General features: G+C 69.9%; 30 protein-coding genes. 7 read left to right on the top strand and 23 right to left on the bottom strand.

What is annotated here, in order from left to right:
• The first annotated feature begins 154 nt into the window (after positions 1–154).
• The 3 genes from ACK4E3_RS02800 to ACK4E3_RS02790 are packed head-to-tail and all read left to right on the top strand — an operon-like array spanning position 155 to position 2,669.
• Positions 155–682 carry a hypothetical protein gene (locus tag ACK4E3_RS02800; RefSeq protein ID WP_409696048.1) on the top strand — a complete coding sequence of 176 codons (528 nt, stop codon included), beginning with the start codon at positions 155–157 and terminating at the stop codon, positions 680–682.
• The gene (locus ACK4E3_RS02795; RefSeq protein WP_409696045.1) at positions 679–1,989 is read left to right on the top strand and encodes a nucleoside triphosphate pyrophosphohydrolase family protein; all 1,311 of its coding nucleotides are present in this window, start codon (positions 679–681) and stop codon (positions 1,987–1,989) included. Before ACK4E3_RS02800 ends, ACK4E3_RS02795 begins: the two co-directional genes overlap by 4 nt.
• Complete coding sequence (locus tag ACK4E3_RS02790) at positions 1,986–2,669, top strand: uracil-DNA glycosylase (protein ID WP_409696042.1); 684 nt, start codon at positions 1,986–1,988, stop codon at positions 2,667–2,669. Before ACK4E3_RS02795 ends, ACK4E3_RS02790 begins: the two co-directional genes overlap by 4 nt.
• Here the strand turns inward: ACK4E3_RS02790 and ACK4E3_RS02785 are convergent.
• The 22 genes from ACK4E3_RS02785 to ACK4E3_RS02680 all read right to left on the bottom strand — a co-directional run bounded on the left by ACK4E3_RS02785 (position 2,655) and on the right by ACK4E3_RS02680 (position 20,476).
• Positions 2,655–3,434 carry a hypothetical protein gene (locus ACK4E3_RS02785; protein WP_409696039.1) on the bottom strand — a complete coding sequence of 260 codons (780 nt, stop codon included), beginning with the start codon at positions 3,432–3,434 and terminating at the stop codon, positions 2,655–2,657. The two genes, ACK4E3_RS02790 and ACK4E3_RS02785, sit on opposite strands and share 15 nt — an antisense overlap.
• Positions 3,406–4,092: a C1 family peptidase gene (locus ACK4E3_RS02780; protein ID WP_409696036.1), complete on the bottom strand. Its 687-nt coding sequence runs from the start codon at positions 4,090–4,092 to the stop codon at positions 3,406–3,408. Before ACK4E3_RS02780 ends, ACK4E3_RS02785 begins: the two co-directional genes overlap by 29 nt.
• Complete coding sequence (locus tag ACK4E3_RS02775) at positions 4,089–5,102, bottom strand: ImmA/IrrE family metallo-endopeptidase (RefSeq protein WP_409696033.1); 1,014 nt, start codon at positions 5,100–5,102, stop codon at positions 4,089–4,091. The genes ACK4E3_RS02780 and ACK4E3_RS02775 overlap by 4 nt, the downstream gene beginning before the upstream one ends.
• A gap of 3 nt (positions 5,103–5,105) precedes the next feature.
• Entirely contained in the window at positions 5,106–5,465 is a 360-nt protein-coding gene (locus ACK4E3_RS02770) for a helix-turn-helix domain-containing protein (RefSeq protein WP_409696030.1), read from the bottom strand.
• Positions 5,462–5,794: a hypothetical protein gene (locus tag ACK4E3_RS02765; protein WP_409696027.1), complete on the bottom strand. Its 333-nt coding sequence runs from the start codon at positions 5,792–5,794 to the stop codon at positions 5,462–5,464. The genes ACK4E3_RS02770 and ACK4E3_RS02765 overlap by 4 nt, the downstream gene beginning before the upstream one ends.
• Positions 5,795–5,932: 138 nt before the next feature.
• Entirely contained in the window at positions 5,933–7,426 is a 1,494-nt protein-coding gene (locus ACK4E3_RS02760; protein WP_409696024.1) for a Fic family protein, read from the bottom strand.
• Positions 7,427–7,622: 196 nt separating this feature from the next.
• Positions 7,623–8,231 carry an LPD7 domain-containing protein gene (locus ACK4E3_RS02755; RefSeq protein ID WP_409696021.1) on the bottom strand — a complete coding sequence of 203 codons (609 nt, stop codon included), beginning with the start codon at positions 8,229–8,231 and terminating at the stop codon, positions 7,623–7,625.
• Complete coding sequence (locus ACK4E3_RS02750) at positions 8,228–10,090, bottom strand: type IV secretory system conjugative DNA transfer family protein (protein WP_409696018.1); 1,863 nt, start codon at positions 10,088–10,090, stop codon at positions 8,228–8,230. Before ACK4E3_RS02750 ends, ACK4E3_RS02755 begins: the two co-directional genes overlap by 4 nt.
• Positions 10,056–11,063 carry a P-type DNA transfer ATPase VirB11 gene (virB11, locus tag ACK4E3_RS02745; RefSeq protein WP_409696015.1) on the bottom strand — a complete coding sequence of 336 codons (1,008 nt, stop codon included), beginning with the start codon at positions 11,061–11,063 and terminating at the stop codon, positions 10,056–10,058. The genes ACK4E3_RS02750 and virB11 overlap by 35 nt, the downstream gene beginning before the upstream one ends.
• Positions 11,063–12,199, bottom strand: a complete 1,137-nt coding sequence (gene virB10 / locus ACK4E3_RS02740; protein WP_409696012.1) for a type IV secretion system protein VirB10 — start codon at positions 12,197–12,199, stop codon at positions 11,063–11,065. The genes virB11 and virB10 overlap by 1 nt, the downstream gene beginning before the upstream one ends.
• Positions 12,196–12,999: a TrbG/VirB9 family P-type conjugative transfer protein gene (locus ACK4E3_RS02735; RefSeq protein WP_409696010.1), complete on the bottom strand. Its 804-nt coding sequence runs from the start codon at positions 12,997–12,999 to the stop codon at positions 12,196–12,198. Before ACK4E3_RS02735 ends, virB10 begins: the two co-directional genes overlap by 4 nt.
• The gene (locus tag ACK4E3_RS02730; protein WP_409696006.1) at positions 12,996–13,571 is read right to left on the bottom strand and encodes a virB8 family protein; all 576 of its coding nucleotides are present in this window, start codon (positions 13,569–13,571) and stop codon (positions 12,996–12,998) included. Before ACK4E3_RS02730 ends, ACK4E3_RS02735 begins: the two co-directional genes overlap by 4 nt.
• A gap of 341 nt (positions 13,572–13,912) precedes the next feature.
• Positions 13,913–14,833: a type IV secretion system protein gene (locus ACK4E3_RS02725; protein WP_409696003.1), complete on the bottom strand. Its 921-nt coding sequence runs from the start codon at positions 14,831–14,833 to the stop codon at positions 13,913–13,915.
• Positions 14,834–14,846: 13 nt separating this feature from the next.
• A complete protein-coding gene (locus ACK4E3_RS02720; protein ID WP_409696001.1) occupies positions 14,847–15,035 on the bottom strand; it encodes a hypothetical protein in 189 nt (62 codons plus the stop codon).
• 26 nt (positions 15,036–15,061) lie between these two features.
• Positions 15,062–15,790: a type IV secretion system protein gene (locus tag ACK4E3_RS02715; protein ID WP_409695998.1), complete on the bottom strand. Its 729-nt coding sequence runs from the start codon at positions 15,788–15,790 to the stop codon at positions 15,062–15,064.
• Positions 15,787–18,162, bottom strand: coding sequence for a VirB4 family type IV secretion/conjugal transfer ATPase (locus ACK4E3_RS02710; protein WP_409695995.1), 2,376 nt, complete (start codon positions 18,160–18,162; stop codon positions 15,787–15,789). The genes ACK4E3_RS02715 and ACK4E3_RS02710 overlap by 4 nt, the downstream gene beginning before the upstream one ends.
• Positions 18,155–18,490, bottom strand: a complete 336-nt coding sequence (locus tag ACK4E3_RS02705) for a type IV secretion system protein VirB3 (RefSeq protein ID WP_409695992.1) — start codon at positions 18,488–18,490, stop codon at positions 18,155–18,157. The genes ACK4E3_RS02710 and ACK4E3_RS02705 overlap by 8 nt, the downstream gene beginning before the upstream one ends.
• A complete protein-coding gene (locus ACK4E3_RS02700; RefSeq protein WP_409695989.1) occupies positions 18,483–18,638 on the bottom strand; it encodes a hypothetical protein in 156 nt (51 codons plus the stop codon). Before ACK4E3_RS02700 ends, ACK4E3_RS02705 begins: the two co-directional genes overlap by 8 nt.
• A complete protein-coding gene (locus ACK4E3_RS02695; RefSeq protein ID WP_409695986.1) occupies positions 18,638–18,937 on the bottom strand; it encodes a TrbC/VirB2 family protein in 300 nt (99 codons plus the stop codon). The genes ACK4E3_RS02700 and ACK4E3_RS02695 overlap by 1 nt, the downstream gene beginning before the upstream one ends.
• Positions 18,934–19,572 (bottom strand): lytic transglycosylase domain-containing protein, encoded by a 639-nt coding sequence (locus ACK4E3_RS02690; RefSeq protein WP_409695983.1) that lies wholly within the window; start codon positions 19,570–19,572, stop codon positions 18,934–18,936. Before ACK4E3_RS02690 ends, ACK4E3_RS02695 begins: the two co-directional genes overlap by 4 nt.
• A gap of 76 nt (positions 19,573–19,648) precedes the next feature.
• Positions 19,649–19,915: a helix-turn-helix domain-containing protein gene (locus tag ACK4E3_RS02685; RefSeq protein ID WP_409695980.1), complete on the bottom strand. Its 267-nt coding sequence runs from the start codon at positions 19,913–19,915 to the stop codon at positions 19,649–19,651.
• 60 nt (positions 19,916–19,975) lie between these two features.
• On the bottom strand, positions 19,976–20,476 hold the full coding sequence (locus ACK4E3_RS02680) for a helix-turn-helix domain-containing protein (protein WP_409695977.1): 501 nt from the start codon (positions 20,474–20,476) through the stop codon (positions 19,976–19,978).
• A 274-nt stretch (positions 20,477–20,750) separates the two neighbouring features.
• Here ACK4E3_RS02680 and ACK4E3_RS02675 point away from each other — a divergent pair, with 274 nt between their 5' ends.
• The 4 genes from ACK4E3_RS02675 to ACK4E3_RS02660 all read left to right on the top strand — a co-directional run bounded on the left by ACK4E3_RS02675 (position 20,751) and on the right by ACK4E3_RS02660 (position 24,100).
• Positions 20,751–21,305: a GntR family transcriptional regulator gene (locus ACK4E3_RS02675; protein WP_409695974.1), complete on the top strand. Its 555-nt coding sequence runs from the start codon at positions 20,751–20,753 to the stop codon at positions 21,303–21,305.
• A 71-nt stretch (positions 21,306–21,376) separates the two neighbouring features.
• Positions 21,377–21,505 carry a hypothetical protein gene (locus tag ACK4E3_RS02670; protein WP_409695971.1) on the top strand — a complete coding sequence of 43 codons (129 nt, stop codon included), beginning with the start codon at positions 21,377–21,379 and terminating at the stop codon, positions 21,503–21,505.
• 191 nt (positions 21,506–21,696) lie between these two features.
• A complete protein-coding gene (locus ACK4E3_RS02665) occupies positions 21,697–22,374 on the top strand; it encodes a lasso peptide biosynthesis B2 protein (protein ID WP_409695968.1) in 678 nt (225 codons plus the stop codon).
• Between the two features lie 22 nt (positions 22,375–22,396).
• Positions 22,397–24,100, top strand: a complete 1,704-nt coding sequence (locus ACK4E3_RS02660) for an asparagine synthase-related protein (RefSeq protein WP_409695965.1) — start codon at positions 22,397–22,399, stop codon at positions 24,098–24,100.
• Here ACK4E3_RS02660 and ACK4E3_RS02655 read toward each other — a convergent pair.
• On the bottom strand, positions 24,042–26,204 hold the full coding sequence (locus ACK4E3_RS02655; protein ID WP_409695962.1) for an alpha/beta hydrolase family protein: 2,163 nt from the start codon (positions 26,202–26,204) through the stop codon (positions 24,042–24,044). The genes ACK4E3_RS02660 and ACK4E3_RS02655 overlap by 59 nt on opposite strands.
• Between the last annotated feature and the right edge of the window lie 231 nt (positions 26,205–26,435).

Here is a 26,435-nt window from a genome sequence, read left to right as displayed (position 1 = left end):
CCTCCGGCCGCCCGCCCTGGCCCTTGCTACCCCGGTCTCGCCGACGGGCAGGGTTTCAGGCGCGCCTTCCGCGTGCCTGCAACCCTTGCCCAAAGGAGGCAGACATGAGTGCTCAACCTATCGAAACCGCCGCCGAGCCGAGCGGTTCCCCTATGTGTTCGCGTTGCATGACGAGGGGCGGCAGCCCCACGTCCATCTGACGGTGCGCGTCCTCGGCGCCGACGGCAGCCGACTCAATCCGCGGAAGGCGGACCTGGCGCTTTGGCGTCAGACCTTCGCCCAGGCCCTGCGCGATCGCGGCGTGGAGGCCGAGGCCAGCCCGCGGCGGGCGCGCGGCGTCATCCGCAAAGCGGAGCGGACGCCGGTGCGGAAACTGCGGGAGCGGTTCGTCGAGCGAAAAGGCCCCGCGCCGAAAGTTCTGGTCGGGGCCGTGCACGATGCGATCGACGGCCGCGCTGAACAGGCGCCTTGGGAGCGCGCCATCCACGACCGGCAGGCGCGCATACGGCGCGCGCTCGTGGCCGAGGCTGTCGCTCTATCGCGGTCCGATCGCGCCGAGGATCGTGTCCTGGGGGCGGCCCTTGCGGAGCATGTTCGGACTCTGCCGAAGGTCGAAACCCGCGCTGAGCGGCTGGCGCGCATGGCCGAGGAGCAGCACGGCGACGAGGGGCGGAAGCGATGATCGGCCCGCTGATGGGATGTGTGTGGATTGTACCGGTATCCTATTTCGACCCCGAACAGGATTCGCTCAACTGGGCGAATCGCGTGACCGAAGGACGAAGGCGCAATCGGGGGATCGTGACAGCAGGCATGGACGGCAGCTTCACACCACTCACAGTTACAGCCTATGCGGACCAGGCCGCCAAGACAGATCGGGGCGTCGAAGGACAGTCATTAGCGTTCCCGCTGCTCGGCCTCTTTGGCGAAACCGGAAGTCTGCTGAGCGCCCTGAAGAAGAAGCAGAGGGACCGGGCGTCGTCCGCGGCCTATTCGGACGCCGTGGCCGAAGAGCTCGGCGATGTCCTATGGTATCTCGCCGCCATCGCCCGACGGGGCGGCCTAAGCCTTAGCGCCATCGCCGCCCACCTTTACCGCAAGGACGAACAATGGCTGAATCAGGATGACGCGACCCTGACGTTCGAGGCGCTCCAGCCGCATACGATCGTGCGAACCGCCGCGCCGCTTCCCCAGTTCGAGGAAACGCTGCTCGCCCTTGCGGCTGAAGTCGGCGCGATGGTCGCCGATCATCAGAACGCCGCCCTCGTTCCCGGCGGCGAGGCCTTGGCGCGGCGGCTGACAAACGTGTTCAAGCTGCTGCTGAAGGCCTCCAGGGAAGCCGGACTGACCCTGGAAGGCGCGGCGGTCAAAAACCAGCACAAGATCCTGGGGCGCTGGCCGGAGGAAAAAATCTATCCGGCCGCCCCCGACGCCGACAAGGATTCCGACGAGCAGTTGCCGCGCCAGATGGCGATTGAGGTCTTCGAGAAAAGCGTGGGCGACCGACCCTTCGTCTTCCAGCGGTGCAACGAGCTTTTCATCGGCGATCGCCTGACGGACAACGCCCACGAGGCCGATGACTACCGGTTCCACGATGTCTTCCACTATGCGTTCGTGGCCGTGCTCGGCTGGTCTCCGGTGGTTCGATCGCTCCTTCGCCTTAAGCGGAAAAGCGACGCCAAGCTCGATGAAACCGAGGATGGCGCTCGCGCCATTCTGATCGAGGAGGGCATCTCCACCTGGGTGTTCAGCATGGCGCGCCCGCTGGACTATTTCCGCGACATGAAGGCCGGCGAGTTGCCGCTCGACCTGTTGAAGCAGGTTCATCAGTTTGTTCAGGGCTATGAACCCCAGGACTACCCCTTGTGGCTTTGGGAAGAGGCGATCCTCCAAGGGTATGAGGCGTTCCGCTTCCTGCAGGAACATCGCCGCGGCCTGGTCACGATCGATTTTGAGAATCGGCAACTGCGTATAGAGCCGCTCACGTCATGACCCCGTCCGAGTTCGTTTGCGCCCTAGAGGCTGCTTCCCTGCCCAACGTCTTCAACCCCTGGCGGGACCATTGCGCCGTGCATGATCGTGGGGACGCCGCAGCGTTGCGGCGGGAGAACCTCCGGCTGTTCCTTGATCGGGCGATCGCCACGGAAGTGTCCACCATGTGGGTGGGGCGCGACCTCGGCTACCGGGGGGGGCGTCGCACGGGGGTGCCCCTCACCGATGAAGTTCACCTGGCGTCGGCCTCGACATTGCTGGGGGACATCGATCTGGTTCGAGCGACCGAAGGGCCCATCATGGCGGAGCGGACGGCCGCCGTGGTGTGGCGTGTGCTGGAACAGGTGGGCCAACCCGTCGTCCTGTGGAATGTGTTTCCCTTCCATCCCCACCAGGCCGACGATCCGATGTCGAACCGATGCCATACGCGAGCCGAACGTGACGAGACCTGGCCGCTGTTGGAGGCGTTGATCGAAATGGTCCAGCCGCAACGCATCGTCGCGATCGGCCGGGATGCGAGCCTCGCCCTCGCTGATCTGGGGGTCAGCGCGGATCCCGTTCGCCACCCCAGCTACGGCGGTCAGGCCGAGTTCATGGCGGGGATGTTCGCCCTCTACGCGCCGTCTTTGACGGGCTTGCCGCTAATCGACGCCCAGGATCGCTCTTCAGTCCGCCACTAGGGCGTCGCAAGCGGCCAAGAGCGCCTTGATCTCCGAGACAGAAGTTTGGTGCTTCTGGGCGTCCCTGGGCTGGTCCGCGCAGGCATGGGTCGAAACCACCGTCAGAGCTCCCACCTGGACGCCGGATTGCTCGGCGACGAAAGCCATCAATCGGCCGAGTCCGATCAGATTGCCGAGCAGCTTCTCGACGTAGAAATGGTTGCGGTAGAGAACCGTGAGATCGAGCTTGTCCACGGTTCCGGCCTTGCGCAGTTTGAAGCTGCCGTGGCTTAGGCATTGCCCCCCATAGGGGGACCGGGTCACGTCCCGGGTCGGATCGAAGGTCTGTATCTCGAATTTATTTCGGGCGATGACCTTCGGATCCGAAATCCGGTCGATGATGTCGGCAAGCTGATTGATGGCAACGCCGTCCGGCCCCCGCATATGGATCATCCGCTCGAAGTAGTAGCCAGACCAGGGTCCGCTCTTGCCTGCGGCGCGAAGGACCTTCGTCATGAAGGCGTCGTAGACGTCCGGACCGGGGTAACGCCGGGAGAGAGCCGCCGGGAACAGGGTGTTGGCGACCGTCTCGACAGGTTTGACGCTCTTGGAGCGCAGGAATTCATCGACCTTGCGAACCACCGGATCCGCCAGAGTCGCTCCGGCGGTTGGATCGGCGACGTCGAGGATGACGTTGTGCGCTTCCATCCCTTGGGCGATGACCGCGCGAAGCGCCTCGCGCCAAGTGGTGGCGCAATCAGGCTGCGATGGAATGGGAAAATACATTCTCATCCTCATTCAAAAGGGCCATGCCAAACAGGCGCGCCATGACAAAATCAGCGGTAAGCCAAGCGTGCCCAGCCATGCCCCAGGACTCGCCCCAACTGTTACGCACCAAGACGGCGGCCTTGCCGTCGACGGCTCCGTGGGCCACCGCCAGAACCGCGTGTCTGAGTGTCGGATCGGGCGCTTCGTCATTGGCGGCCTCCACCATGCCTTGGACAGGCCGGAAGAAGCTAGGCGACAGCGTCATCATGAGCAGGACCGGGCGCCCTGCATTGAGCTGGTCCGTGAGGTGAGGCCAGCCTGGCGTGACGGCGGAGCCCGGACGCTTGAAGGTTTCCCCGGAAAAGGACGGCGGCGTCCACGCGCCTGACCCGTTGGGGGTCTCGGCGAGATAAGGCCATGCCCCTTCCACAGGCTGGCCGTCGAACGTGAGCGCTTCGAGCATGGAAGGGAGGGTCGCGCCGACCGACGGCGGGCGGCCGGCGCGACGTTGCGCATGGAAAAAAGCCGTCTCACACGACAACGGATCCCAGCCGGGTCGGATGGCCGCGTGCAGGTCGCTCGCGGCGAACGCCAAGCAGGTCGGTCGGGGACCCTGGTCTCTGGCGGAACCCAGCCGGGACCTCAGGTCCGTCGTGAAAACGATGGAACGGCTCATGCGGCCGCCAGACGTTGACGGCGCTCGGCGCGGGACAAGCCGCTCTCCTCCGGCCCAGTGAGGTCGAAGGGAACCGTCAGGGTCGATAGAGGCGCAGCCGACGTCCAAGGACGGCGTTGTTCGAGGTGCAGCAGTCCATGCGCATCCTCATCGGGCGCGGCCAAGACGCGACGGGTATTCGGCCCGCCGATTCCCTCTCCGTCCACGCTGAGACGACTGTCCCGCACGATGCTGAAGCCGCTCTCCACGAGCGTATCGAAGTCCCAAAGATAGCCGGCGGCGCCCAGCTCCGGCAGTTTGATGACGAACAGGTCGTTGCGGCTTCCGTCGATGCGGCCGCCCCGGTCCTTTTCGGTCAGGAGCCAGACATCGCCGTGGTAGCTTGAGGGGGTGAAGTCCTCGAGCAGACTGACTTTCAGCGCTCGAGGCTGCGTGCGCAGGAGCGCCGCCCGGCACCCTGCATTGAGGAGGCCGTAGCGTTCGAGGGTCCACACGGTGGCCTCATAACTCGCGCCGATTCGAACGGAGAGTTGGTAGACATTGTCGGCCTGCTCAAGATGCGAGACCCGCCAGCCCTGGCGGGCGCAATGGGCGAGGATCAGCCACTTCGGCATCATCAGGGCGACGGCGAAGGCGTCGGCCTCTGTCTCCTGGAAGCCTGTGTGGGCGTCCTGCGCGCGAGGCGCCCGCCGCAGAATCTGATCTTCGTCATCCAAGCTGGGTTCATGATCCAGAAGGCAATGACCCAACTCGTGGGCGGCGGTGAAACGCTGGATGCTCAACGGCCGCTGGGTGGTGACTAGAATTCCTGGCGTGGGAACCTTCAGGAAAGCGCCCAGGAGTCCCTTCAACGGGCGCAGCATCAAAGGTAGGTCAAGGTCGGCGATGATGGCGAAGATGTCCACGGCGCCGGGCTCAGCTTCGAGCCTGGCTTGCCAATCGAGCCGCCGCAGCAGCTTGCTCGCTGCTGCGGTCCCATTTCTGACGGCCTCTGCATAGGTGCGCGCCAAGAGTCAGACCTTGTCGAGTTTGGCGCGTGTGCGCAGATAGTCCGCAAAGCGGGCCAGTTCTTGCCGGTCGTCCTGCGACAAGTCGGCGGCCTGACGGGCGAGGTGCGCGACATCGGGGGGAAGGTCACGCGCCTGCTCCTCCTCGCCCGTCAGATAGCCGACCGACTGGCGGTAAAGCCTGGCCAGCCGGGTGAGTTCGATCGCCTCCACCTTGCGCTGCCCCGTCTCAATCCCGGTCAGGGCTGTTCGTGGCAGCTTGAGATAGGCGGCGACCTCATCCTGTTTGAGGCCCAGGTATTCCCGAGCTTCGCGCAGGCGTTCGCCAAGGCTCTTGCGCGCCGTCTCGTCGTCAAGGTCGGTCATGCCTTCACCGGATGGCGCTTGGCCCATGCGGCCTCGATACGCGGCATCATGTGTTTCATGGCGGCGTCGATCGAATCATATCCGCCAGCCTTGACGATGTCCTTGGGCTCGAAGCCCAGAATCTCGTCCAGCGCACAGGTGATGGTCACGACCGTCAAGGAATCCAGGCGGATGTGCATGGTCCTGAGCGCGGCCGGCTGGGTGGGGAGGGGAATGCCCTGAATCTGGGCTTCTCCTTCCACCAGCAAGGTGAGTTCGGCGAGCAAGGCGTTCGACACCTCCTGCAGCGGAAAAACCTTGACCTGAGTCTCTTCGTCAATCTGGGTCATTGGGGAGTATCCAAAATCCGACACCAGACCAATGTAATGTCTGAAAATCAGACATTCAACCAGACTCCGAGATTTTTCGCTGAATGGCTCGCCAGGTAGTGCGCCGGATGGATGATGGTCGTGCGCACTGGCGCCGCCTCAAACGGCGTCTGGCAGCTTCAGGCGGATTCCAAGGTCGTCGGCCTCAGCCGGGTCCATGAAGGCGTGGCAGCGCTCAAGAACGGCGTGGGTTGCGGCGATGTCGGTCCAGGGCATGGCCGCCACCCACCGCTGGGCGAAATCGAGAGAGCGCACCAGGGTGGTCGGGTTGTTGACGTTGGAAAGCGCCTTGAGACCGCTCAGATAGTTGCTGCGGAAGATGGTGGGGATGATGATGCGTTCCTCACCCGCGGACACCAATTCTGCGTTCATCATAATACGCGCGATCCGCCCGTTGCCATCGGTGAACGGATGCACCTCGGACACCAGGAACATCATATAAACGGCGCGAGCGAAGGGGGTTTCCAGGCTGTGATAAAGTTCCAGGCCGCGCGTCAGGGTCCCTTCCACATGGGCTGGATCCACGAAGACCGTCTGGCCCGCCCGATTGGCTTCCCGCTTGAAGGCACCAGGGTTCTTCTCCGGGCGCGCGTCCATGAGCGCTGCATGTCGGTGTTTCAGAAGCTCGAACAGTGACGCGGCGTCGCGCGGCGTGCGGGCCATCTCCAACGGATCGGACACCAGCCGCCAGGTTCCCAGGATGTCGTGGGCGTCCGAGGGACGGTCTCGCGGAATGACATTGCCGAAGACGATGGCGGCGGCCTCGCCGACCTCGAATTCCGTGCCCTCGATGAAGTTGGAGAAATAGGCCTCGTAGAAGGCCAGAGTGGAGCGGTCCTCCGTATCCCGCGCCCGGGCCATCCGCGTAACGGGCGCCGTCGCGCGAAGCTCCCGATGCAGGAGCTCAAACAGAGCGAGCCGGTTCGGATCGAATGGCAGGCCGGCGTGACGCGCCTGCCCCTGGTCGGACACAAGGGGTTCGTCGCGTGTGCCGAGAAGTGAACTGATCAACTTGTCCAGGGCCTCGAATTCCGTTGCGCGGTCGATCTGGGGCGCGATCCGACGTGCTTCGTCGCGGAGCCGATTAACCGCTTGCTCGCCGCCCAGACGGATCATGTCGTCGAGGCGAGTTTCGATCTCCTCGCGGCTGAGCGTGCGGCTGATCCCGCCGTTGCGACGACGGGACGGCGCCATGTTGTCGAGATAGGCCCGCGCCGTGGACGACAAGTGCAATTGGGCGACGAAGGGACGATCCTCCGGCTGCGGCGGCGGCCCCTTCCGGGGGCGGATGGTGACGCCGGGCAGTGCGATGTCGCGCTTGCGATCTGAAACGACGAAGATCGAGCCATCGGCCGCCGGGGCGTTCTCGATCGCGGTCCGATCCGCGATCAGGGCACCTGGCGCATAGCTCGCCACCAGCGGCCAGAGATGGCGCCGGACGATCTGTTCCGGCGTATCGACGAGGTTCTTGGTATAAAGACGGGAACCGATCTGCCGCAGACGGCCCTGCGCCAGGCCGCGCGAGACGATCATCGACGTTTCGCGGGTTGAAACGAAGACTTCGGGCAGGGCGTCGAGCGGATTTTTGGGCATTAGAAGGCTCCTCCGCCGCCCCAATAGCAAACAATCGGGATTTAAGCGCCAATTTTTGCAAACTTTCGGGGATTAAGGTGCCGGCCCTTGCCCAGGCAACCGTTCCAACAAACGCCCTTATATGGGTGTTAGAGGCGCATATGGGCTTTAAGCGCCCATATAAGGGTTCTTGTGAACGGTCTATTCAAAGCGGGCGTCACCGATCGCGGCCCCGATCAGCGGCCCGCGCCGTATCTTCTCGCAGATGGGATTGTCCGAGTCCGGCGCGCGCGACGGCATGAGCGATCAGGCGCTGTTGCCCCTCCGGATCGGCGATCAGGGTCCGCACCACGGTCGAGGCCATGCGTAGCCGCTGTTCCATCTGAGCCCGGCCGTGCGGCAAGCCCGCCGCCCCGCGGTCCCGGTCGCGCGGGCGATAGCCCTGCACCTCCAATCCCATCGCCCGGGCCTGGACCCAGACCTCGCGCCGGAAGGCCTCCTCGCCCTCGACCTTCAGGCGGGACCAGCCGCGATGCTGGGCGACCTTCAACATATCGGCCACCGTGTCCGGATAGGCCCGGTCGGCGCTCAGCCGCCGGCCCGCATCGCGGAAGGCCGGATCGGCGGTGCGATGGTCACGGTAGAACCGTTCGGGCCGGCCCCTGAGATCGCGTTCGATCAGATAGCGATCCAGCAGGGCCTGGGGCACGTCGCCCTTGGCGACCGAGCGAGCCCGCGCTTCGCCCGGGCGGGTGCGATCCGGTCCGATCTTGTTGGGGGCCGGGCCGTCCTTGGCGCGGCCGCGCGACGGGGTCGGATCGGTCATGGTTCACGCTCCTGGGCTGGCGATGGCGGCCCGGCCATGACGCGGTCGAGCCAGTCGCGGACCTCGCCCTCCGAGGCGCCGTGGGCGGGGGGCGGCAGGCCCTCTTCGGCGAAGGCGCGAACGATCGCGTCGAACTCCATGTCGGCGTCCTCCTGCGGCGGCGATGACATCGGGAAAACCGGCGCGGGGGCCGGCCGCGGCGGGGGCGGCGGGGCCTGGGCGATCTCCGGCGGCGGGCGCAGGCGGCGGCGGAACACCGCCTCGCGGTAATAGACGATCTTGCGCCCGCGCACCGGCGGCGTTCCGGCCTTGAACACCATCAGCGTGGACGGCGGCAGCTGGATGAGCTCCTGCGGCAGCATCAGCGGCCGACGCTGCTCCGAGGTGGTCAGGGTGCGCCGCCCCGGGCCGAGGGCGCGCGGCCGGCTGCGGCTCTGGGCGCCGTAGGTGTAGGCGCCCAGCCGTTCGCTCAACTCCTGGGCCACCTTCAGTTCCTTGGGGGCGAACACCACCTCCACCCCGCAGTTGGCGAGGATGTCCTCGGCCAGGTCCGGGCCATAGAGACCGCGCAGCTGCGACGGGCTCTGGATCACCGGCAACAGCCGAAGCCCATAGCCGGCGACCCAGGAAAAGGCGTGGGCCAGCACCGGGGCCGGGCCCAGCCGGGCGAACTCGTCCAGCAGGACGAGGACCGGCCGGTTGTCCGGACCCGGCAGGCTGCGGCTGTTCAGGTCCACCAGCTGCTGGAACAGCAGGCTGTAGAGCGGGGCCACGCGCAACAGGTTGTCGGGGGTGGCCCCGAGATAGAGCGACATGGTCCCTTGTCGAAGATCCCGCAGGTCGAAGTCGCTGGCGCTGGTGGCCGCATCCACAGCCGGGTTCAGCCATAGCCCCATGCGGGTGGTGATCGACTGGCGAATGGAGGCGAAGGTGTTTTCGCTGGAGGCGCAGAAATCGTTGAGGGCGGAGACGCACGGCGCCGGCAGCGGATCGCCGGCCTGGCGGCGCGCTTCGATCGCCTTGGGGAAGCGCCGGCGCGGATCATCCTCGGTCAGCTGGCGGAACACCTCGCCCATGGTGAAGGGCAGGGACGGGCTGGCCGCCACATAGGCGCCCACGCCGATGAAGCCGGTCCGGGCCGCCTCCGCCCAGAAGGGATCGGCATGGTCGTGGCCCGGGAACAGCATCGCCGCCATGCGCTGCAATTCGTCCAGCACGACAAGGGAGTCCGTCCGATCCACATGGCCGAGCGGGTTGAAACGGACCGTGCGGCCGTCGAGCGCCAGGGGATCGAACAGCAGGACGCGCTGGCCGCCCTCGGCGCGGAAGCCCGCCGTGGCGGCGAAATTCTCGCGCTTGATGTCCAGCGCCACGACCGAATGCGGCCAGGCCAGGAGATTGGGGATCACCACCCCGACGCCCTTGCCGGTGCGGGTCGGGGCGTAGAGCATCACATGCTCGGGCCCGTCCGAGACCAGGAAGCCGCCGCCCGCAGCATGGCCGAGGAGGATGCCCGTCGGCGCGCGCAGGCCCGCGGCGCGCTGTTCGGCCCCGGTGGCCCAGCGGGCCGCCCCGTGCAGCGGCCGGCGCCGGGAGAGGGCTGCGGCGGCCCCGGTCAGCAGGACCAGCAGGCCGGTCGAGGCGCCGCCGATGGCCAGCCAGCGGCGGACTTCCGGGTCGCCGCGATAATACCAGAACCAGGCCGGCGCCCGGAGCGGATCGACGTCGCCGGAGAACTGGCCGAGGCCGACCAGGGCGATGGTCCCGCCGCCGACCGTCACGAACAGGACGGCGGCGAACAGGCCGAAGGCCAGCTTGGCGGCCTCAGGCCCCGGCGCGGCGCTTGCGAAGCGGCTCATGCCAAACCTCGGTCATGCGGAAGCGCCCGTCGACCTTTTTCATCTGCACCACCACGTCGATCAGCAGATGCAGCAGGGCGCGGATGTCGTCGCGGGGAAGATCGCGGCCGCCTTCGGATTCCCGCACCAGCAGGGTCAGTTGCTCGAAGGCGAGCGCCGCGGAATCAGCGTGGACCGTGGTGATCGAACCCGGATGGCCGGAGTTGACGTTGCGAAGATAGAAGAAGGCCGTCCCGTCGCGGAGTTCCTGAAGCAGGATGCGGTCCGGCCGCATCCTCAGCGCGCTTTCCAGCAAGGCCTTTGGCCCGACTGGGGCGAGGCCCTGACCGTCCTTCGAATAGACCATGTGGACGATGTTGCGATGGGGCGCGACCAGTTCGCGGGTGTCCTCGATGGTCAGGAGCCGTTCGTCGGCCGGGATCAGTTCGACCAGACCCTTGGCGAAGGTGGTCTTGCCCGAGCCCGTGGCGCCGGAGACCAGGATGTTGCGGCGCGCTTCGACGGCCAGGCGGAAGAAGGCGGGCCAGTCGCCCTCATCGCGCAGCCGGATCAACTCCGCGTCGATGGCGTCCGTCTCGCCCTCGCGGGCCACGGCCGTCTGATCGAACAGGCCGCCGGCCTGGAAATCCTCCAGGGTCAGCCGCCGCCTCGAGGGCTTGCGGATGGTCAGGGACACCGTGTCTTCCGGGGCCACAGGGGGCAGGACGATCTGGCAGCGTTCCTCGCCGGGCAGGACCGTGGAGCAGATGGGCCGATCCGCGCCCACATCCTGGCGGGTGTAGGCCGCCGCCGCCACGGCCAGGGTCCGCAGCCAGGGTTCGGACAGTTCCGGCACGTCGCGCCAGACCCACCGGCCGGACCGTTCGACGCCCACCTCGCAGGGCCGGTTGACCACCAGCTCGGTCACATCGTCGGGCGCCAGCAGCGGCCGCAGCGGCGTCAGATAGTGGTCGAGGACGGCGGTGTCGCCCATCAGCGCGGCCTCAGCCGATAGACGGAGGCGAAGTCGAGATCCTGGGCCACGAAGATGGAGACCTCCGATCCCTGATCCTTCCTCAGGGTCGGCGGGATGCCGACGGAGTCCTGCAAGGCCACGGAGGCGGTGTCGGACGGGGCGCGGACGGCGGACCGCTCGGCGCCGGCGTCCACGGCGGCGTAGGTGGCGCCATCGACGATGCTGAGGACGAGGGCGCCGCCGAACCGCTCCCAGAAATGACTGTCGATCCGGCCGTCGAAACCGGACCGACCGAGCGCGTCGGCGGCTGGCGAGGCCAGGGTGATCGCCACGCCCTCGGGAGTCACGGCGCGGGTCCACAGCACGAACAGCCGTCCGCGGCCGCGCTGGAGGCCGGAACGGTATTCCCCCAGGACGCGGGCGCCGCGCTCCATCAGGATCACCGAGCCGTCGTCGGAATAGACGTCGCGCGGAACGATGCAGCTGACGAAGCCCGGCGTGGCGCTGTCCATCGCCGTCTGGAGGATGCAGGGAATGCTTGAGCCGGCGGTGATGAGGAAGCGCCGATCCGGCAGGCGGCCCGCCTCGGCCCGGCCGATCGGGCTGACCTGGCGCAACCGATCCAGAGCGTTCGGCTCGCCGGGAGCCGATGGCCCGACCGTCGGCCCGTCGCCGGGGGCCGGGCGCGCGCCGCCGCCGGAGCGGCTGTAGGCGAGCACCGGGGCGCGCTGGGCGCTTTCGGCCAGGGCGCGGCGCTGATCCTCGGGCGACGGGCCGCGAGGCGCCGGGGACGCGGCGCCGTCTATGGCCGGGACGACCGGCTCGTCCGTCAGCGCGGGCGCAGCCGGGTCAGGGTCGGAGAGCAGCGGCGGTTCGGCCGGGCGCCGGGCGGGCTCGAACGGCACGAACTGCCGCGCCGGTTCGTCCGACGCCGCGCGATCCGGGCGGTCGCCCCGGTCCCAGGTGGCGAACAGGAAGGCGCCGCAGCCCGCCGTCAGGGCGGCCAGGGTGACCCAGCGGCTGCGCGGGCCGCCCAGGCGGCCGGCGATCGGCGAAATCGAGCGGTCAGCCGCGATCGGCTTCGGGTCCGGCGTCCGGGCGTCCGCCGCATCTGCGGCGCGGCGGGGCTCGATCGGTTCGTGGGGGTCGCTCATAGCGCGCCTCCCGCCGGGACGCGCTCGACCTGGGGCGAGGCCGTGCCGGTGCCCGTGGCCCCGGCGCGATCGTCGAACGCCTCATTGTAGATGCACAGGACCGTCTGGCCGCGCCGCAGCCTGAGCCCGCGCACCACGCCGTGGATGACCACGAACTCGCCGCGCACATCATAGGGCACGAGCCGCTCGGTCTCGCCGTCCACCTCGAACAGGGCCGGGATGGCCTGGCCGCCGGGAAAGCGCAGGACGGTGAAGCGGCCGTTGTCGCTGACCTCGCTGGGCTGGAGGGAGGCGTCGCCCTGGACCGAATAGGCGAGGTTGCGGCGGCCCTCCACGGCGCCTTGCGCCAGCTCCAGACCGACCAGACGGGTCTCGGCCGCTTCCGTGGCCCGGGCCAGGACCGCCTCGGCGGCGGCCCGCTCGTCGGCCGGATAGCGGAAGCGGACCTGATAGACGGCCGAGGCCGCGTCCCGCGCGCCGAGCTCGAAGGCGTAGTGGCGGATCGCGCCGGCGCGTTCGGTGACGACCAAGAGATTGGTCGGGGCATGACGCTCGCGCGGCTTCAGGAACAGCACCGAGCCCTCGGCCGCCACCTCCCAGGCGACGCTGTCGCCGATGGCGGCGTGGCGGATGGTCTCGTCCGGCGAGAAGATGATCTGCGTCGCGGTGCGAAAGGCGCCGTCGATGCGATAGACGGCGTCCGGCGCATAGGTCAGGTCGCGGATGCGGCCGTCTTGGGCCACGGCCGGCGCGGCCAGGGCGAGGACGGAGGCGCCGAGCAGGACGGCGAGCGGTCTCATCGGATCACCTCCGGGTCTGAGCGGTAGGAGAGCACCTGGAAGCCCAGGGGATTGCGGAGCCGGTCGGCCTCGGTCATCGGCGCGCGCGTGTAGGAAAAGGCGATGGTGGCGATCCAGTCGCTTTCCTCGACCTGCTGGGCGCGGCGCACGGTGCGTCGGTAGCGCACGTTGGCCACCTCCGGATTGATGAAGCCGACGGCCCGGATCGAGATCGAGGCCTCGGCCGCCCGGCCGTAGAGGTTCTGCGGACTGGCCGCGTTGGTCCCCCGGAACAGGTCGGCCCAGCGCCGCTGTTCGGTCGGAGCCGAGAGGATCGAGACCAGGCGGAAATTCTCCTCGGCCGCCGCGTCCAGATAGCCCTCGCGGGCGCGGACATACTGGGCGAGGAAGTATTTGCTGACCGCCTCCTCGTAGCGGACCGGGCCGGTCTCCTCGGAAAGGCCGCGCGCCAGGTCGACGGCGCCGGTCGCCTGATCGACGCGGATCACGAAAGGCTCGACCGTCTTCAGCGGGGTAAGGCCGACGACGGCCAGGACCGCCGCGATGGCGAGCCCCCCGGCCGTGGCGGCCACGGTCTAGGCGAGCCGCTTGGAGCGCACGGCCGAGGCCAGCCGATCCTGATCCCAACGCTTCGCCTCGGTGAAATACCGCTTCAGCTCGTTGGACGGGACGCCGCTCATAGGCAGCCTCCCGTCGCGCCGCCCGGGAGGGACTCGGGCGGTTCCGCGGGATCGGCCGCGGGGCCGACCGGCGGTTCAAGGGCTACAGGCGGGGGCGGAAGCAGCACCGAGCCATAGGGGTTGGCGGGGCGGCGGGCCTGACCGTCGCAGACCGGCGGACGGTCCGCCGTCAGGCTGGCGCAGCCGCCGACGAGCGGCAGGAGGGCGGCGAGGAGAAGAGGCGAGCGCATGGGTCAGCGTCCTTGAGGTCGGATGGAGCCGCCGCCGCGCGGCGGCGCCCGGCCCGCTTCGACGGGACCGGCGGCGCGTCCGGAGCGGCTGGGGCCGAGGGCGGCGGCGTTGGCGAAGTCGGCAAGGCCGGCGCTGGCGCCGCCCGCCACGCCCGCGGCGATGGCCGGGGTCTGGAGGAAGAAGATCGCGCCGAGCAGGCACAGGGCGATGAAGATCAGCCCGCCCACCATCGGATCCTGACCTTCGATCGCGCCCCACTGGTCGCGCACCAGGGCCAGGATCAGCTGGAAGATGGTGATGATGAGGGCGAACAGGACGAGGTAGTTCACCGCCTGGCTGAGCCAGCCGAAGAAATAGCGGCGCGTGGCGTCGAACAGGGCGGCGGCGATGAAGATCGGCCCGAGCGTGACCAGCAGCGCCAGGGCCAGCTTGGCCACCATGACGATGCCGAAGCCGATGGCGCAGGCCAGCGCCCCGATGACCAGCACGGCGGCGGCGACGAGATAGGGCGCCAGGTCGAAGGCCGAGCCTTCCCGTGCGATGGTCTCGCTGAGATAGCCCGCATAGGCGAGGAACTGGTCGAAGGCCGCGCCGACATTGGGCCCCCCCGAGCCGCTGACCGCCTGGGTCAGGGCGTTGGGCAGGTCGACGAACAGGGGCTGGGTGACGAAGCTGGAATAGGCCGCCGTGGTCGCCAGGGCGTAGAGGAAGGCCAGCTTCACCGAGCGGACCGCGAAGTCCATCACCGGCTCGGAGATCGCGCCCCGGAGAATCGCGTAGCCGTAGAGCAGCACATAGAGGACCAGCGCCACGCGCAGCGGGCCTTCGACCACGGCGATCACCGATGACAGCCGATCGCCCAGAAAGACGTTCAGGCGGTCGTCGATGAAGACGTAGCTGGGCTCGAAGACGCGGAAGCTCATGGCGCCGATTTCCTCAATGGGCCTGGCGGTAGAGGTCTTCGCGGTCGCGGCGTCTGGCCTCGGCCAGGCCCTCGCGCGCGGCGTCGCAGCTGCGCGTCCGGCGCCCGGCGTCGCACTCCGCCACGGCCGCCTCCGCCGCCTTGCGATCGGCGGCGAAAGAGTCGACCGAGCCGCCGTCGTCGGAACAGGCGGCGACGGCCAAGACCGCGAGAGCCGGAAGAACGGCTCTCACTGGATCGCCTCCCGGTAGGTGGACAGGCGGGCGTCCCGGGCGGCGACGGCGCGCTCACGGGCGCGCTGTTCCTCCAACCGCGCTTCGGCCGCCTGGGTCAGGGCCAGGCCTTGCAGCCGCACCTGTTCGTTCTGGATCAGCGCCTGTTCGGCGGCGAGGCGCGCGTCCAGGTCCATCACCGCGCGGGCGCTGGGCGCCGTGTCGAGCGCCTGGCGCAAGGCTTCGAGCCCGGCCAGCCGCTGGTCGGCGGCGGCGCCGACGGCCTCGCCCACGGCCAGGTCGCGGGCGGTGCGGGCGCCGGAGCGTTCCAACGCCTCGCGGTAATAGCGGTCCACCTCGGGGACGTCGCCGGCCGGGGGTGTATAGACGCGGGTCTCGGCGCGGATGGCGTCGGCTCGGGCGGCCAGGGCGCCAAGCGCCGACAGATCGCCGTCGCCCGCCGCCCGCAGCGACCGGAGGTCGGGGAGCGGATTACGCACCTCGGGCAGGCCGAGCTCGCGCGCCAGGGCGTTGACGTCGGAGATGTCGTTCAGGCTGTCGAACAGCTGCTCGCCCTGACGGACCTGCTCGCGCAGTTGCTCCAGTTGCTGGAGCGCGGTCTGGGCCTCGCGCACCAGCTGGGCGTAGGACGTGGGATCGTGGACGATCTGTTGCGCCTGTGCGGCGCCGGTGGCGAGCAGGAGGGCGGCGGCCGCTGTGGCCGCGCCGACGAAACGGCGGATCATGGGAGTCTCCTTTGCTGGTGGAAGGCGTCGCGCCAGTGCGCGTAGGCGTCGCCATGCTCGGCCCTCAGGCGGTCGAGAAGGGCGACGGTCTCGGCCCGGCCGGACAGGACCGCCAGGGCGTCGTCCAGGCCGGACAGGTCCAGCTCCACCACCACGCTGGCGTGACCCTGCTTGATGAGGAAGCGATGCGATTCCGGGGTCAGCTCATCGCGGATCAGGCGGAATTCGGTCTGGGTCAGGCCGAAGCCGTCGACATAGTCGCGGGCCTGGCCGTGGGCGTTCGGCAGGAAGATCTTGGTGGCGCACTGTTCGAGGATGGCCGGGGCGATCGGCGAAGCCAGGGCGTCGGACGGCGACTGGGTGCCGAACACCATCACCGCGTTCTGCTTGCGCCAGGTCTTGAGCCCATCGCGGGCCAGATCGGTGAAGGCCGGGTCGCCCAGGGCCTTCCAGAACTCGTCGATGTCCAGCACCAGACGGCGGCCGTCCACCCGCTCGCCGATCCGGTGCAGCAGATAGAGCATGACCGGGGCGCGCACCTCGGCGTCGTCCAGAATGGTGGTGATGTCGAAGCCGACCAGCCGGGCGTCCAGCGCGACCTGGTCTTCCGGATTGTCCAGCACCCAGCCGAGCGGCCCGCCCTGGGCCCAGCGTTCCAGCCGGGCGCCGATCCCGCCCGCGTCGCCCTGGCCGAGCAGGCTCCGGAGCGCGGACAGCGAACGCTGAGGGGTCGGCAGCGCCTCCAGGGCGCGCACGCCCTCGTCGATGGCGCGGACCTGAGCCACGGTGAGGGTTTCGCCGGGCCGGTCCACCAGGGCGCGGACCAGTCGCGCGAGGAAGGCCCGGTTGGACGGCGACGGCTTGAGCGCCTTGAACGGGGCGAAGCCGGTCGGCTCGCCGGCTTTCAGCGCCAGATAGTCCCCGCCCGAGGCGCGCACGAAGATTTCGGCGCCGCGATCCTTGTCGATGAACAACTGCTGGACGCCGAACCGTTCCAACTGGGCCAGGATGAAGTTCTGCACCACGGTCTTGCCCGACCCGGACGGGCCGCAGATGAAGGTGTGGCCGAGGTCGCCGATGTGCAGGTTCAGATAGAAGGGCGAGGCGGCCGTGGTCCGCAGCACCGCCAGGGCCTCGCCCCAGTGATTGCCGCTCCGCCGCCCGACCGGATGGGCGTGGAAAGGGGCCAGGGCGGCGAAATTGCGCGAGGTGACGGCGGCGGGTCGGGTGCGCCTGGTGAAATTGCCGGGAAACTGAGCCCAGAAGGCGGCCTCCAGCCCCAGATCCTCGCGCGCGACCACGAGGCCGGAATCGGCCAGGACGCCCCGCGCCTTGGCGAGGTGATCGGCTAGGGCTGCCGGATCGTCGCCATAGACCAGCACCGAGGCGTGGTGTTCGCCCAGCACGAAGCGGTTCGAGACCAGATCGTCCAGCGCCGCGTTCAGCCCGTCGATCTGCGAGGCCGCGCGGTCGCGCGCGGAGACCATCTGGTTCTGCTTGCGCTCCATCACCGCGCGGGCGGCGGGCTTGGACAGGAAGGCGAAGGACTGGGCGACGACGAAGGGGAAGCGGGCGTCGAGCAGGCCGTCCCACAGGCCCGGCCGGGTGACGGACGGATATTCCTTGATCGCCAGGACGCCGGCGAAGCGGGTGTCGGCGACGTCGCGCAGCTCCAGGGCCTCGCGGCCGAAGATGACCCGCGACGCATAGGCGGCGTCGCCCAGGTGGCCGCAGGTCAGCGGAACCCGCTCGGCCCGGCCGGTCAGGATCAGCCGGATCATCTCCAGCGGCTCGGAGAACCACAGCCCGCCGTGTTCATAGAGGGTGAGGCGGCGCGGGCCGTAGCGGCCGAGGAACTGGACGAGGTCGCGCGCGGCGTCCTCCAGCCGGCGCAGCAGGGCCGCATCGACCTCGGCGCCGCCGCGCCGGGCGGCGCGCAGCCGCCGCATCAGGGCGCCGGCGCGCTCGCCGGCCTCGCGGCCCGGATGCAGCACCAGGGAGACATAGAGCTCATTGACGAACAGGCGCCGCGCCGCGAGCCGGGCGTCATAGTCGGCCGACAGCTCGCGGGCGAAGGCCGAGGCGTGGCCCTCAGCCGGCGCGAGTTGGATGGGGCGGCGCACGACATGGTGCCAGATCGCCAGACGGTCGTCGGCGAGGTTGCGCCAGGCCTGGTTCAGCTTGACGTGCCAGTCGTTCAGGTCGCGCGCGTCGGCCGTCTCGAAGCTGACGCCGTCCAGCTTCAGGCTCAGCATCAGGGCGCCGCTGTCGAGCGCCACGATCTCATCGGTGACGTGACGGGCGTAGGGCAGCGCGCCGCGAACCTCCGGCTCGCGCTTCAGGCGCCGCAGGGGAACCGCGCCGTCAGCCATGACGCAGGCCTCCGGCCGTGAGGCGGCGCACCAGCGGCAGAGGGGTCGGCGAGGAGCCGCCCCAGGTCGCGCCGTTGCGCGCCCGGCCCTTGGTGTCGACATAGACGAACAGCAGCCGGAAGGCGTTGTGGTCCGCCTTGCAGATGGCGCGGAACACCAGATGCAGCGCCGGGGCGACGAGCAGATAGAGCAGGCTGCCGCCGACGAGGAAGACGATCCCCGACAGGATGACGTTGACGCCCACGGCCTCCATCGGCACGCCCATCACCATGGCCGGCCGGGTGCAGGCGAGGAACAGCGGGTCCTCGATCAGGCGCTCGTCAGCCATGCCCGCCTCCCGCCGCCTGGACGAACCCGGCGCCGATCGTCAGGCCCGCGAGCGCCTGGGCGAAACGCTCCGGCGCGATGAGCCGGCGGAGCGCCATGAGGACCAGGGCGGCGCCGAGGAGCGCGGCGGTGAGGGCGAGGGCGGACATCAGCCGCCCCCGGTGATGAGGTTGACGATCTCAGCCGCGCCGAACACCACGATGATGCCCAGGACCACAATGGCGGCGCGGCGCAGGTCGAACAGGCCGAACATCCACAGGATGCCGACCACCACCACCGCCAACACCGCCAGGAGCCGCGCCGTATTGCCGGTCAGCATGCCGACCACGTTCTGGAGCAGGCCTTCCACATTGGCGGAGGCGAAGGCGGGTCCGGCGGCCACGAGGGTCGTGGCGGCGGCGATCGCGGCGGCGGCCCAGCGGCGCCGGGACGAGGCGGTCAAGGTCATGGCATGGAGCTCCCGATGGGGTCGGATGAGAAGGTGAGAACGCGGCTCGCACGGGCGCGCGCGAACACGTCCCACGGCGCGGGCGCCGGCTCGGCGGTCAGTCGCGCCGGGCCGCCGTCGGGCGGTTCGACGGCCGCCGTCAGGGGGTGCGGTGGCGCGGGCGCCAGCGACAATCGGACCGCGGCGTCCTCGACCCGCGCCACATAGCCATTGCGGAATCCCCGCTCCGGGTGGCCGGTGTTGTAGCGGGACAGGGCGATGCGCAGGGCCGCCTGGCGGTCGGCGGCGCTCGATCCGGCGGGCCGGTAGCCTGCTTCCAGCACCGTGGCGGCCGCCGCCAGGCTGCGGCAGGGGTCGAAGGCGTCCGCGATGCTGAGGCCCAGCCAGTCGAGGTTGTCGCTGTTGATCTGGGCCAGGCCGAGGTCGAGGTTGGCCCCGCGCGACAACAGGTCGGCGGCGATCCGGGCGGCGTCCGCGCGGTCGCGCGCCTGCCTGGTCGGCCGTGGGCCGCGATTGACGCCGATGGCCAAGGGGTTGAAGCGGCTCTCGGCGTAGGCGACGGCGGCGAGGGTCGCCGGGGCCGCGCGCGGCGCGCAGCTTTCGGCGAGGGCCAGGACAAGAGCGAGGTCAAGCACGGCGGCTCTCCATGGAAAGCCTCAGCAAAGACCTTCGGGGCGCTCGTGCGCGACCCGCGGCCTCGCGCCCGTCGATCTACGGTAGGAAACTGCGCGGCTCAGGCGTCCGGCGTTCGGCCCCGGCGAGTATGGCCACGGCCTGGACGCGCGTGCGCACGCCGAGGGCGTCGCAGGCCGCGGCGAGATGTTCGTCCACCGTGCGCGGTGAGAGGCCCAGGGCTTCGCCGATCCGGGACGAAGTCATCCCCTCAGCGGTCAGGGCGAGGCAGGCGCGCTGACGCTCGGACAAGGCCGGGAGCGGGTCGCCGCGCGCGGTTCCGGTGGTGGCGGATGACGGGCGCATGGGGGCCAGGAGACCCGGTCCGCCAACGCGGCGCCAGCCCGCAACCCTTCGCCCGAAATCCTACGGTGTATCCTTGTCGGGCCCGGGGCCGCCGTCGAACGGAGGCGTGAGCCGGCGGCGGCGCTCATCCAGCCAGACGTCGGCTGCGCCGTCACGCCGGACGGCCTGGGCACCCAGGTCCTTCAGGGCCTTGGTGAAGGTGTTGATGATGGGCCGTGCGTCCAACTCCGCCACCCCGTCCCCAACGTCTTCGTCGAATTCCTGGAGCGCCACCATCAGGATGGTCATGAACTTGTTGTCGGCGCACCGCAGCGCGAAGGCGGGCGAGCCGATGTCGAGCGCCGCCAGGATCGCATAGGGGTCGGAATCCGTGACCTCGGCGAAGCGGTGAATCCGCTCCAGATTCAGCCGTCCGCCGCCGGCCTCGAAATGCTCGTAGGACCGCAAGGCCATGCCCATGGCCCGCGCCACCTCGGCGGTCCTCATGCGGCGATCATTGCGGATCGACCGCAGCACGGTCGACAGCATCGCCGCCTGGGGCGGGCGGACGGCGCGCTCCATGGATCGGCTCTCCCCATCGCTTCCGGCGGCGTCGGAATCACAGGACCCGCACGCCTCCTAGTTGAAAAATGCCCCACGGACGCGCCAAATGAAAGCGGCCAGTGAACTTGCGGTCGTAAGCTTGCGGAGTCGCGCAAACTTCTTGCGGGTAGAAGTATATCGACGTGTGGCGATTTGTAATGATGTCAAGGTTACGGTCGGGCGCGTTCGGGTGTTCCCGATTCGCGCGCGCCTTTGCACGCCGGGCCCTGGCCGATCAGTCGGACGCGCCGAGATGAGGACGCGCGATCCGTTCGGGCAGGCCCTCGCCGCGCTTCGCCTCGCCCTGGGCGAAGGTCTGGCCCCCGGACACCACCTTTCCATCGCGGACATCGCGCAAGATCTCCGCCTGAGCACCAGTCCGATCCGTGAGGCCCTGTCCCGTCTGTGCGGCGAAGGGCTGATCGAGGATCGGCGGGGCCAGGGCTATTTCGTGCGGTCCACGCCGACCGAGGACATCGTCGGCCTGCTCCAACTGGAGCAGGCCCATGTGGAGTTGGCAATGCGGCTGGAAGGCGTCTCCGAACCAAGCGTCAGCACCGACGCCGAGGTCGCCGCCTGGATCGCCGCCCTGATGGACCGTTGCGTCAGCGAACCCCTGGCCGAGAGCTATGGTCGGATCGCCGGGCGTCTGGCGCCCATTCGGCGCCTCGGCGCGCCCACGTCGGACGACTCCGCCGGCGGGCTGGGCGCCTACTACGCCCGGTGGACGGCCGCCGCGCCGTCGCTCGCCGTCCGACTTCGGCGGTTCGGCCAGGCGCCCGCCGAATACACGGACAATACAGTTTGAATCGACGGGCTGACGGGCGCTCCGTGTCGGCTGTCGGCCCCAAGGGCCGATGTTCAACAAGGGAGACGACCATGAAGACGCAGACCCCGGCTCGCGTGATCCGCTTCGGCGCCGCGCGCAAGCTGACCCGTGCGGTCACCCAGGGCGAGTTCGAGGAGCTGAACGCGACCCGCCGCTACGACATCCCGAGCGGCGGGTGACGGCGAAGGGCCGCCCCGACAACGGGCGGCCCGATCGCCCGGACCGCATCGCCTGAATCCAAGGAGACGACCATGCCCTATCGCACCCCCTTGCGCCTGGTGCGGATCGGACGCGCCCGCGTCCTGACCCGCGCCGTGGATCACGGCCCAATGGCCGAACTGAACGCCAGCCGCCGCTGGATGATGTGAGCATGAGCGGGCCGCCGCTATCTGGGCGGCCCGCGCCGCCGTGCGTCGACGCTGTCCTTGCGCCCGACGTCCATGCGGTCATGGTCCGGGACGACCTTGTGGTCCTGGACGTGCGCGACGACAGCTACGCCTGCGTGCCCGGGGTGCCGGGCCTTCGGATCAACGGACGGCTCGCCGCCGCGCCCCGGATGGTCCTTGACGAGCTTCAGAGCCTGGGCCTCACGACGCCGCTGCGCGCCGGTGTCTCTCCCGACATGCAAATGACAACACCGCCCCAGCCCAGGATCGGGGTCGCGGCGGCCGCAGGCGTGGCGCCGACTTTCGGGGAGACCGCGGCGTTCATCGCCGCCTGGCTGCGGGTCGCGCCTCGGCGGCCGACGGTGGGCGGACTGGCCGCGGGCCTCAGCGCCCGGCGGGGGTCGCGGGAGGACCTCGACGCCATCGCGCGGCGGGTCCGGGTGTTCCGCCAACTCCTGCCCCTGGCGCCGTTCGCGGGCGAGTGCCTGTTCCAAGCCGAACTGCTGCTGCGCTTCCTGAACGCAGCCGGACTGGACGCGGCGCTTGTCTTCGGCGTGCGCACATGGCCGTTTCTCGCCCATTGCTGGCTCCAAGCGGGCGAAGTGTGCCTGACCGACCCGCCGGACATCCTGGCCATGTATCGCCCCATCCTGGCGGTGTGATGTGAGTGCGGGCGCGGTCCTCATGCTGCTGGGCGACGATCCCCGCGCGCTGGATGCGCTAGTCGGACCGGTCCGCCGTCGCCTGACCCGGGCGCGATGGACGCAACGGCTCGCCGAGCCCTTCATCCGGGTCTTCGCGCCGCCCGACGCACGGCTTGAGCTGTCGCCGGCGTTCGATGGCCACGGCGTATTGGTGGGCGAGGTGTTCGACCAGGGCGGACGACGCCTCGGGCGCGATGAACGCCGGTCCCTGGCGTCGCGTCCCATGGGCCCGGACGCAGCCAAGGCCGTGGTCAGCGCTGTCTGGGGCCGCTACCTGCTGGTCCGGCGTGGCTCCGAGGGCGCAGCGGTCCTGCGCGATCCGTCCGGCGCCGTGGAGGCGGTCGCCTGGCGCAAGCGCGGCGTGACGGTGATCACCAGCGTCGCGGACGCCGCCCTGGACCCGCTGATGCCGGATGACCTTTCCCTGGACTGGGCGAGCATCGCCGCCATGGCCCGCCAGTCCGGCGAATTCCGCCATGAGCTGGCCCTGCCGCCGCTATTGCCCGTGGCCCCGGGGGAGTTGCTGAGGCTGTCTCCCCAAGGCGCCTTCAGCTGGCAGATATGGCGCCCGGCGGCGATCTATCGCAGCCGGGGCGCCACGCCCGGGGCCGAAGCGATCCGCGACACGGTCATGACCGTCGTCCAGGCGCTGGCGGGCGAGGACCGATGGATCGCCGAGGTCAGTGGCGGCCTGGACTCCGCCGTCGTCGCCGCCTCCCTCTCGGATGCGCAGCGGACGCGGGTCGCGGCCTGGGTCAATCACTATGTGGACGACCCCGAAGGCGACGAACGCGGCCACGCCCGGGCTGTCGTCGCCGGATTCGGCGCCGGCCTGACCGAGGTGCGTCGGTCAGGCCTGGATCTCGACGAGGCGGTGTTCGACCGCGCGGCCTGCGCCTTCCGGCCCTCCCTGAACGACCTGGACCCCGCCTACAATGACGACATCGCCCAGCGCATCACGTGGGCGAACGCGGACGGGAGCCTGACGGGGCAGGGGGGTGACGCCGTGTTCTTCCAGATGGCCACGCCCTTGATCGCCCTCGACGAGATGCTTGAGCGGGGGCGCCGGGCGCGACCCGGCGCGATCCACCGGGTCGCCAGCTGGACCCGCACCTCGGCCTGGCCCCACGTCCTGCTGCGCGCCTGGCGCCGGCATCGGGCCGAGCGGCGAGGCTGGAGCCATCCCTGGTTGGATGACCTTGGCGGCGTCCCGCCCGCCAAGGCGCTACAGATCAGCGCCTTGGCCTACTGCCAGGCGTTCCAGGCCCCGGCCGTGCGCAGCCGAGCGGGCGCCTGCGTCAATCCCCTGCTCAGTCAGCCGATCATGGAGTTGGGCCTGGCCATGTCCAGCGTCGACCTGACCTGGGGCGGTCGGGACCGGGCCGCCGTGCGCGCGGCCTTCCATGACCGTCTTCCGGCCGGACTGATCGCGCGGCGCTCCAAGGGGGAGTTGAGCGCCTTCTACGGCCGCGCCGTGGCCGCCAACCTGGCCTTCCTGCGAGACTACATCCTCGGCGGGGCCTTGGCGGAAGCCGGGTGCATCGACCAGGCGGCCTGGTCGGAGCGGCTGACGCCGGACCGACTTCTTTGGAAGGGCGGTCACGGGGCTATCCTCAGCCTGGCGCTCACCGAGGCCTGGGCGCGCCACTGGCGCGCCCGCCTGGCGTCTCGGCGCCCGGATTGAGGTGGCGGTCGAACCAGTCGAGGACATGGTCATACATGACGCGCAGATTCCCGGGGCCCCGGATGCTGTGCTCCTCGCCCAGGAAATAGATCAGCGCCGGGTCCCGCCCGAGGCGATAGAGCGCCCCGAACATCTGCTCGGATTGCGGCACGCCCATGTCCAGATCGCCGACCAGGAACAGGACGGGCGCCGCGATGCGGTCGGCGGCGTCAAACGGGCTGTTGCGCCGATACCGGTCCCGATCGTTCCAGTAGGGAACGCCCATGGCGGCCTGGCCCGCCTCCAGCCAGCCCGCGTTGCTGAGCACCATGGACGGCAGCCCGCCGTCCGCGCGGCCGGACAACTGGGTGGTCCCGATGACGCTGGGAAAGTCATAGGCGCCGTTCAGGGCCGCCACGGCGGCGAAGCGATCCGATTGGGCCGCGGCCATGAGGGAGGTCCAGGCGCCGAAGCTCCAGCCCCACAAGCCGATGCGCGACGGATCGACCGGAGCGTCGCGGGCCGCTGCGTCCACTACGGCCAGGATGCGGTCCGCCAGGCGGTCCGCAGGCTCCGGCGTCGCCGGAAGGTCGGGGAACAGCACCGCATAGCCTTCCGCCGTCAGCAGCTGGCCGTTGCGCGTGAGGTTCACGACCCCCGGGGCCATTTCGTCGGGCGGGGCGGGATGGGCGTCCCCCTGGTAGGGAATGACCACCATGGGCGCAGGGCCGCCCCCGCGTGGCCGTGTCGGAAGATAGAGCCAGCCGCCCCCGCCGACGCCCGCGTCCACGCGAACGGGCTCGGCGTGGTCCACCTCCGCCAGATGGGGGTTCAGGACGTGCAGGGCGTCGGTTCGGCCGGCGTGTTCGCGTTCAAGCACGGCCGGGCCGTGGGGGCGGCGCGTCGTGCGATAGACGTCGCCGTGCCCCCAGCGGACCGCGCCGGGCGCGGCCGGTTCGTCGATGCAGACGCGGCGCAGGTCGGCGGCGGCGATGCGGCACAGCCGGCCGTCCGCCTGGACGGCGGCCGCCGAGGCCGCCTTCATGGGATCGGTGAAGGCGCGCACGCCCAGGGGGCCGTCGGGTCTCGGCAGGGCGGCGTGGCGTCCGAGGGCTTCGGTCGACAGGTCTTCCCCCAGCGCCGTCAGGGTTTCGCCGTCCGCGAGAAACACGCGGGATGCGGAGGCGGCGACCATCCGGCCCCGGATCGCCAGGGACACGGCGGCTTCGCGTCCAGCGGCGGCGAGCCGCCATACCGGCTCCGCTTGGCCGTCCGACGCCCATACGAGCGGCCGGCGCCCCAGCCAGCCCGCGCGGGGCACGTCCAGCCGGAAAAAGTTGCGGTCCGTCACGGCGCGGTGGCCGCCGAGGTCGACGACCGTGGCGCGCCCGTCGACGCCGACGCGCAGGACGTCCCCATCGGCCGCCCCATGGACCAGCAGTTCCGGCGCGACCGGGGACCAGTTCAGCAGCCCTGGCGAGATGTCGTCCGCCGCCGGGGGGCGGACGGCGGTCCCACGGTCGAGGTCCACCAGGGTCAGATAGCGCCGCCGCTGCGGCCCGGCGACGGGCGCATCGGCGCGGGGCGGCGTCATCGCGCCGTTGGTCAGCAGCGCGGCCCAATCCCCGTCATGGGAAAGCTCAAGGTCGAGGAATTCGCCGTCCGCCAGGCGTCGAGCCTCGCCCGTGACGGCGTCGAGCGCCCACAGTGTCCGGGACGAGGCGGCGGTGTCCGCCGCGTTATGGTGGATCGCCACGGCGGCCTCGCCCCGGGCCGCCGCATCCCACGCGGCGGCGGTTCCAGCCTGGGCGTTGTGGGACTTGGCCAGCCGCCACGGCAGGTCGTTCGCGGCGGCGCCGACGACCACCAGGCGCTCGTCGTCGCGCCACTCAAGGGCCCGGCCCCAGTCTTCGGTTTCGGGGACGATCCCGGTCCAGAACACGGCGCCGGAACGCAGGTCCGCCACGCCGAGGCGCCAGGTCGCGCCCTTGAGGCGGAACACGGCCGCCCTGCGACCGTTCGGCGAGACGGCGCCCAGGGTGTAGCCCGCATCCGCATCCATCGGGAAAAGCGGCTGGAGGACTCCACCGTCCTCGTCGATGGTGAAGATGTGCGCATAGCGCATCGACCCCTCGGCGTGGAAATCGAAGCGGGGTTGGTCGGCCTGGGCGCGGCGGATCTCGACCAGGACCCGCTCGCCGGTCGGGTCGACCGCGACGCGCCCGAAGCTTTCCAGGCCGAGCAGGTCGTCCAGTGTCAGGGGGCGCGGGGGGGGGGGGGGGGGGGGGGGGGGGGGGGGGGGGGGGGGGGGGGGGGGGGGGGGGGGGGGGGGGGGGGGGGGGGGGGGGGGGGGGGG

Source organism: Brevundimonas sp. (assembly GCF_046299595.1).
In the GTDB taxonomy this organism is placed as follows: Bacteria; Pseudomonadota; Alphaproteobacteria; order Caulobacterales; family Caulobacteraceae; genus Brevundimonas.
This window is presented reverse-complemented; position numbering and strand designations above follow the sequence as displayed.

Bases quoted from the DNA above. Each gene is read 5' to 3' on its own strand.
- ACK4E3_RS02790 (WP_409696042.1), top strand. From the start codon at position 1,986: ATGACCCCGTCCGAGTTCGTTTGCGCCCTAGAGGCTGCTTCCCTGCCC.
- ACK4E3_RS02660 (WP_409695965.1), top strand. From the start codon at position 22,397: ATGCTGCTGGGCGACGATCCCCGCGCGCTGGATGCGCTAGTCGGACCG.
- ACK4E3_RS02680 (WP_409695977.1), bottom strand. From the start codon at position 20,476: ATGGAGCGCGCCGTCCGCCCGCCCCAGGCGGCGATGCTGTCGACCGTG.
- ACK4E3_RS02655 (WP_409695962.1), bottom strand. From the start codon at position 26,204: ATGCGCTATGCGCACATCTTCACCATCGACGAGGACGGTGGAGTCCTC.
- virB11 (WP_409696015.1), bottom strand. From the start codon at position 11,063: ATGGGCGACACCGCCGTCCTCGACCACTATCTGACGCCGCTGCGGCCG.
- ACK4E3_RS02725 (WP_409696003.1), bottom strand. From the start codon at position 14,833: ATGAGCTTCCGCGTCTTCGAGCCCAGCTACGTCTTCATCGACGACCGC.
- ACK4E3_RS02700 (WP_409695989.1), bottom strand. From the start codon at position 18,638: ATGTCCGCCCTCGCCCTCACCGCCGCGCTCCTCGGCGCCGCCCTGGTC.
- ACK4E3_RS02735 (WP_409696010.1), bottom strand. From the start codon at position 12,999: ATGAGACCGCTCGCCGTCCTGCTCGGCGCCTCCGTCCTCGCCCTGGCC.
- ACK4E3_RS02765 (WP_409696027.1), bottom strand. From the start codon at position 5,794: ATGACCCAGATTGACGAAGAGACTCAGGTCAAGGTTTTTCCGCTGCAG.
- ACK4E3_RS02710 (WP_409695995.1), bottom strand. From the start codon at position 18,162: ATGGCTGACGGCGCGGTTCCCCTGCGGCGCCTGAAGCGCGAGCCGGAG.
- ACK4E3_RS02750 (WP_409696018.1), bottom strand. From the start codon at position 10,090: ATGAGCCGCTTCGCAAGCGCCGCGCCGGGGCCTGAGGCCGCCAAGCTG.
- ACK4E3_RS02685 (WP_409695980.1), bottom strand. From the start codon at position 19,915: ATGCGCCCGTCATCCGCCACCACCGGAACCGCGCGCGGCGACCCGCTC.
- ACK4E3_RS02755 (WP_409696021.1), bottom strand. From the start codon at position 8,231: ATGACCGATCCGACCCCGTCGCGCGGCCGCGCCAAGGACGGCCCGGCC.
- ACK4E3_RS02780 (WP_409696036.1), bottom strand. From the start codon at position 4,092: ATGAGCCGTTCCATCGTTTTCACGACGGACCTGAGGTCCCGGCTGGGT.
- virB10 (WP_409696012.1), bottom strand. From the start codon at position 12,199: ATGAGCGACCCCCACGAACCGATCGAGCCCCGCCGCGCCGCAGATGCG.
- ACK4E3_RS02670 (WP_409695971.1), top strand. From the start codon at position 21,377: ATGAAGACGCAGACCCCGGCTCGCGTGATCCGCTTCGGCGCCGCGCGC.
- ACK4E3_RS02695 (WP_409695986.1), bottom strand. From the start codon at position 18,937: ATGACCTTGACCGCCTCGTCCCGGCGCCGCTGGGCCGCCGCCGCGATC.
- ACK4E3_RS02705 (WP_409695992.1), bottom strand. From the start codon at position 18,490: ATGGCTGACGAGCGCCTGATCGAGGACCCGCTGTTCCTCGCCTGCACC.
- ACK4E3_RS02760 (WP_409696024.1), bottom strand. From the start codon at position 7,426: ATGCCCAAAAATCCGCTCGACGCCCTGCCCGAAGTCTTCGTTTCAACC.
- ACK4E3_RS02785 (WP_409696039.1), bottom strand. From the start codon at position 3,434: ATGTATTTTCCCATTCCATCGCAGCCTGATTGCGCCACCACTTGGCGC.
- ACK4E3_RS02665 (WP_409695968.1), top strand. From the start codon at position 21,697: ATGAGCGGGCCGCCGCTATCTGGGCGGCCCGCGCCGCCGTGCGTCGAC.
- ACK4E3_RS02715 (WP_409695998.1), bottom strand. From the start codon at position 15,790: ATGATCCGCCGTTTCGTCGGCGCGGCCACAGCGGCCGCCGCCCTCCTG.
- ACK4E3_RS02770 (WP_409696030.1), bottom strand. From the start codon at position 5,465: ATGACCGACCTTGACGACGAGACGGCGCGCAAGAGCCTTGGCGAACGC.
- ACK4E3_RS02795 (WP_409696045.1), top strand. From the start codon at position 679: ATGATCGGCCCGCTGATGGGATGTGTGTGGATTGTACCGGTATCCTAT.
- ACK4E3_RS02675 (WP_409695974.1), top strand. From the start codon at position 20,751: ATGAGGACGCGCGATCCGTTCGGGCAGGCCCTCGCCGCGCTTCGCCTC.